We start from the raw sequence: 4,742 nt of genomic DNA, 5'->3' as shown, positions 1-4,742 counted from the left end.
GAGGGAGGGCGGGCTTTGCTTCGCTTGCCCGCTTTGGCTCGCTTCGCTTTGCCTGGGTGGCTTGCTTCGCTTCGCTTCGCTTTGCCTTGCTTGCCTTGCTTGCCTTGCTTGCTTTGCTTGCTTTGCCTTGCTGTCTTTGCCTGCTCTGCCTTGTTCTCTATGGCTTGCTTGGCTTTGCCTTGGATGGCTAGTTCAGGATGGTGATGCTGGGGGTGCGGACGGGGAGCACGGCGGTTTCGCAGGTGCCCAGGTCGTCGGAGGTCACGACCCAGGGATGCGAGACGTAGGTTTTCTGGATGTAGCTGTCGCCGGGTTGCAGGCGGGTGTAGTAGACGCGGCGGCCTTCGTAGTTGAGCCAGTAGATCGTTTTGATTTCTTTGCCGTGGTTGATGAATTCGATCTGGGTCGGGCGGGCGGCGTCGTGCGAGCGCAGAGTCTTGCCTTCGCCGGCGCAGGGGGTGCGCTCGGCGTGGGTGGCGGGCGACAGGGCGTGGCTGGCGGCGGGCAGCGCGAGGACGGCGGCGCCCAGGGTGACGGCCAGGAGGCAGGCGGAGGTCTGGGTCTGCCGGTGGGCGGAACGGGACATGCTCGGGGGCTCCTGGGTCAAAGGTCTATCCACGCGCGCGCCCGGGGGAAGTACAGCGCGGCGCGGGTCGGGCGGCCGTCCAGGGCAGTGACCTGGGCGCAGTAGCGGCGCAACTGCTCGCCGTGGCGTTGGCGCATGCGCGCGGCGTAGGCCTCGGCGGATTCGCCGGGCTGGGAACGGCCGGTCTTGTAGTCGACGATGAGCCAGCCGTCCTCGGTGCTGAGCGCCAGGTCGATGACGGAGACCTTGCCTGCGGCGTCGATCAGCGGCCATTCGCGGCGCGCGCCCGATTGGGACAAGAGCCATTGACCGCGCGGGTCGGACAGGGTGGCCAGCAGCGTTTCCAGCACGGCTTCGGCAGCGGCGTCGGCCTGGCTGGCGGGGATGCCGGCGCGGGTCAGTTGGCGCCGCATGGCGGACAGGCGGCTGGCCAGCGCCGTGGCCGGCCAGGCGGCGATGCCGTCGCGGCCGATGCGTTCGAGCCAGGCGTGCGCCAGCGTGCCGATGGCGGCGTCATGGCCGGCCTCCAGCTGCCAGGCGGGATGTTCGGCGGCGTCGCCCCAGCCGTCGCGCGCGCCGGCCGAGAAGCCCGGGCTGAAGCTGGGCTCGGCGCGGCCAGCCAGTTGCGCCAGTCCGGCGGCGGAGATGCGGCGCAGGGGCTCGCCCTGCCACTCCGGGCCGTCCTCGGCGCCGCGCGTGGCCTCGCCCTCGCGCGCCGGCGGCGCGGGCGGTGTCAGCCAGGGCCACAGGCGGCCAAGCAGGCTGGCGGCCGGCGGGGCCTTGGCCTGGCCGGCGTCGTCCACCGACACATGGCCGACCAGGTGCAGGCGCTTGCGCGCGCGCGTGGCGGCCACGTACAGCAAGCGGTCCACTTCATAGGACGCGCGACGCGCCTCGCGCGCGCCCAGGTAGCGGGACACGGGATCGGCCTCGGTCTCGGCGCGCGGCTTGACCGGGCCGAACAGCACCCGGTCGCCGTTCTGCTCGAAGCGCACCAGCGGCGCCTGGTCGCCGCGCGGCGCGCGGTGCAGGCCATAAAGGATGACCGTCTCGAATTGCAGGCCCTTGGACTTGTGCATGGTCATGATCTCGACCGCGCCGTCCTCGCCCGCCGCGTCTGGCGCGGCGAACAGCCGCGCGATGCCGGCTTCCAGCGCGGCCATGTCGATCGCGCCGTGCGGGGCCAGGCGCTCGACCAGCTGGAACAGGCTTTCCGCGTCATTGGCGACGGATAGTCCTGTGTACAACGCCGGGCCGCCGAGACGGCGCCAACAGGCCTCGACCCAGGCCGCGAAGGGCATGGCGCCGGAATCGTTGCGCGCGTCCAGCAGGACGGCGGCGGCCTGGCGCAGGCGTTCGTACTCGTCCGCGCCCAGCACGTCGCGCGCGCGCGGTCCGGCCCGGTCCTCGGCCTCTCGCACAACGGGCGGCGCGTCGAACAGAGAGCCTTGCGCGGGCGTCTGCGAGGCGGCGGGATCCGGTTCGCGCAGCGCGCGCTCCAGCAGCACCGGCACGGGCGTGACGTGGTCCTCGCCGAACAGGCGTTGCAACGAGGTCAGCGTCAGGCCGCAGAACGGCGCGCGCAGCACCGACAGCCAGGCCAGCCGGTCGGCCGGATGCGACAGCGCCCGCAGCAGTTGCACCAGGTCCGCCACCACGGGCCGCAGGGCCAGCGGCACCAGGTCCACCGCGCGGCAGCTGATGCCCTCCTGCGTCAACCGGCGCGTCAGGTTGCCCAGATGGCTGCGCGCGCGCACCAGCACCGCCACGGGATGCTTGCTGCCCTTGTGTTCCTTGAGCGCCTGCCGCACCAGCGCCACCGCGATGTCCTCGGCCTGCTGCTCGGCGGCTTCGGAGTCTGCGCGCGACCAGGCGGGATGGAACTCCACGGCCGTGCCGGGCAGCGCCTCATGGAAGGCCGTCGACGCGCTATAGGCGATGGCGCCCGCGATCGGGTCGTTGCTGCGCGGCATCAGGCCGACGAAGGAACGGTTCACCCAGTTCACCACGCCGGCCTGCGAACGGAAGTTGTCGGTGAGGTTCAGGAATTCCGGTTGCAGCAAGCCCACGCCCTCTTCCTTGACCTCCAGGAACAAGCGCACCTCAGCCTTGCGGAAGCGGTAGATCGACTGCATCGGATCGCCGACCAGGAACAGGCTGCGGCCGTCCCCTTCCTGCCAGCCCGAGGTCAGCGTGTTCAACAGGTCCAGCTGCGTCTGGCTGGTGTCCTGGAACTCGTCGATCAGCAGATGGCGGATCGAGGCGTCCAGCTTCAGCAGCAGTTCGCCGGGATCGTCGGCATGGCCCAGCGCCGACGCCGCGCGCTGGGCGATCTCGATGAAGTCGATTTCGCCGGTGTCGGAAAAGCGCAGCCGCAGCTGCGCCACCGCCAGCTTCAAGGTCATGAGCTGCGCGCCCAGCACCCGCCACTGTGCGTCGGTGAAGGCGGGATCGGGCATGTCGCGCGCGGCGTCCAGCCGGCGCACCCATGGCGCGTCGGCGTCGGCGCTTTCAAGCCAGGCGACAAAGGGTTCCTTGTGCGCGCACTTGGCCGGAAAGCCCAGGTTCTTGTTGACCGTCTTGCGCAGCGAGCCGGTGCCGGTCAGCAGCAGATGGGCCAGCGCGCGCCACGCGTCCAGCGCAAAGGCGTCGGGCGGCAGCTCGTCGGTCCAATCCAGCAGCGCCGCGAGCTTGTTGTCTTCCTCGCCATCCTGCAGCTGTGTCGCGGCCAGCCGCGCCGGGCCGCTCAGCGCCTCGGCCCAGCCCAACGGCATGGCGTCGGACAGCGCCAGCAAGTCCACGCCGATGGCATCGGCCAGCCATTCCTCCATGCTCTCGCGGTCCGAACCGTGGGCCAGCAGCGGCAGCCACTGGTCGCGCTGGCCGAGCATGTCGGCGATGGCGTCCTTGGCGGCCTGCACGTCCACGTCCAGGTGCTCAAGCAGGATGCGGACTTCCTCGAAATCGTCGGCCAGGTCCAGCGTGGCGCGGGCCGCGGCCTCGTAGTGCACGCGCGCGTCGTCGGTGATCTCCGGCATGCCGCCCAGCTCCGACAACCAGGGCATGCTGCGCACCAGGCCGGCGCAGAACGAGTCGATGGTGCGGATGGCCAGCCGCGCCGGGTGCTCCAGCAGATGCCAGCCCAGCTCGTCGTTGCGCGCCAGCGCGTCGCGCGCCAGTTCCCAGCTGCGGCGTTCGTGCATGGGCTCGGGCATGGGTCCCTGGCCGCGCCGCAGCTTGCTCAGCACGCGCGCGTGCATTTCCGAGGCGGCCTTGCGCGTGAAGGTGATGGCCACGATTTCCTCGGGCCGGTTCACCGTGGCCAGCAGCGCCAGGATGCGGTCGGTCAGCAGCTCGGTCTTGCCGGATCCCGCCGGCGCCTGCACCAGGAACGAGCGCGACGGGTCCAGCGCCTCGGCGCGCGCGGCATGGTCGTGGGGCAGGCGTTCTTGTTCTGCCATCTAGGCGTCCTCGTCGTCCAGGTGCAGCCGCAGGAACGGCAAGGCGTCGCAGTATTTCAGGTCGTCGCGGCGATAGGCCACGTTGGGGGCCACGCCCGCGGCGTACTCGTCGGCCAGCGCCTCGATCGCCTCGCGCCAGCGCTGGCGGATCTCGGGCCAGGACAGGCCGTCGAAATACTTGCTGTCCTCGGCCAGCGTGACGCCCGCCATGCCCAGGTCGACATCGGCCAGGCCCTGCGCCGCCACCTGCCGCGCATGGATCTGCGCCAGCACCAGCCCGGCCACCTCGGCGCCGGAAGCGTCGGCCAGCACGGAGGCATAGAACGGCAACTGCACGTTCACGGGCCGGCGGCGCGACCAGTCGGGTTCGGGCTTGGCGGCGGACGCGCCGGTCTTGTAGTCGACGATGACATTGCGGCCGTCGTCCAGCGTGTCAATGCGGTCCAGCCGCAGCTTGAGCATCAGCGCGCCGCGCTGCCATTGCTGGTCCTTCTCGACCTGCGCGACGGCGAACGGCAGGCGCCGCGCCTCCAGGTCCAGCCAATTGGCCAGCACGCGCCGCGCGCGCTCGCATTCCAGCGTCTTGAGCGCGGGGGAGTAATCGGTCAGGGTCTCGTCGGCGGCCTGCGCCACGGCCTGTTCCAGCAGGGGCCCCACCCGCGCCTCGGCCATGGCCGCGTGCAGCGCGTCCTGGT

The 4,742-nt window shown here is 70.9% G+C and carries 4 protein-coding genes; 1 reads left to right on the top strand and 3 read right to left on the bottom strand.

Annotation, left to right across the window (positions count from 1 at the left end; all coding sequences use genetic code 11):
- Positions 1–191, top strand: a 191-nt coding sequence (locus KDH83_RS29575) for a hypothetical protein (RefSeq protein WP_212322375.1), incomplete at its 5' end; no start/stop codon positions are given.
- Here the strand turns inward: KDH83_RS29575 and KDH83_RS29570 are convergent.
- The 3 genes from KDH83_RS29570 to KDH83_RS29560 form a co-directional block, all read right to left on the bottom strand.
- Positions 188–586: a hypothetical protein gene (locus tag KDH83_RS29570; protein WP_212322374.1), complete on the bottom strand. Its 399-nt coding sequence runs from the start codon at positions 584–586 to the stop codon at positions 188–190. The two genes, KDH83_RS29575 and KDH83_RS29570, sit on opposite strands and share 4 nt — an antisense overlap.
- Positions 587–603: 17 nt before the next feature.
- A complete protein-coding gene (locus tag KDH83_RS29565) occupies positions 604–4,047 on the bottom strand; it encodes a UvrD-helicase domain-containing protein (protein WP_212322372.1) in 3,444 nt (1,147 codons plus the stop codon).
- On the bottom strand, positions 4,048–4,742 hold a 695-nt coding region (locus tag KDH83_RS29560; protein ID WP_212322370.1), incomplete at its 5' end, for a PD-(D/E)XK nuclease family protein. It lies immediately after the preceding gene.

The sequence above is a fragment of the Achromobacter sp. Marseille-Q0513 genome, assembly GCF_018195695.1.
Classification (GTDB): domain Bacteria; phylum Pseudomonadota; class Gammaproteobacteria; order Burkholderiales; family Burkholderiaceae_B; genus Achromobacter.
The sequence above is the reverse complement of the archived record's forward strand: the minus strand, read 5'-3'. Positions and strand labels throughout refer to the sequence as shown.

Bases quoted from the DNA above. Each gene is read 5' to 3' on its own strand.
- KDH83_RS29570 (WP_212322374.1), bottom strand. From the start codon at position 586: ATGTCCCGTTCCGCCCACCGGCAGACCCAGACCTCCGCCTGCCTCCTG.
- KDH83_RS29565 (WP_212322372.1), bottom strand. From the start codon at position 4,047: ATGGCAGAACAAGAACGCCTGCCCCACGACCATGCCGCGCGCGCCGAG.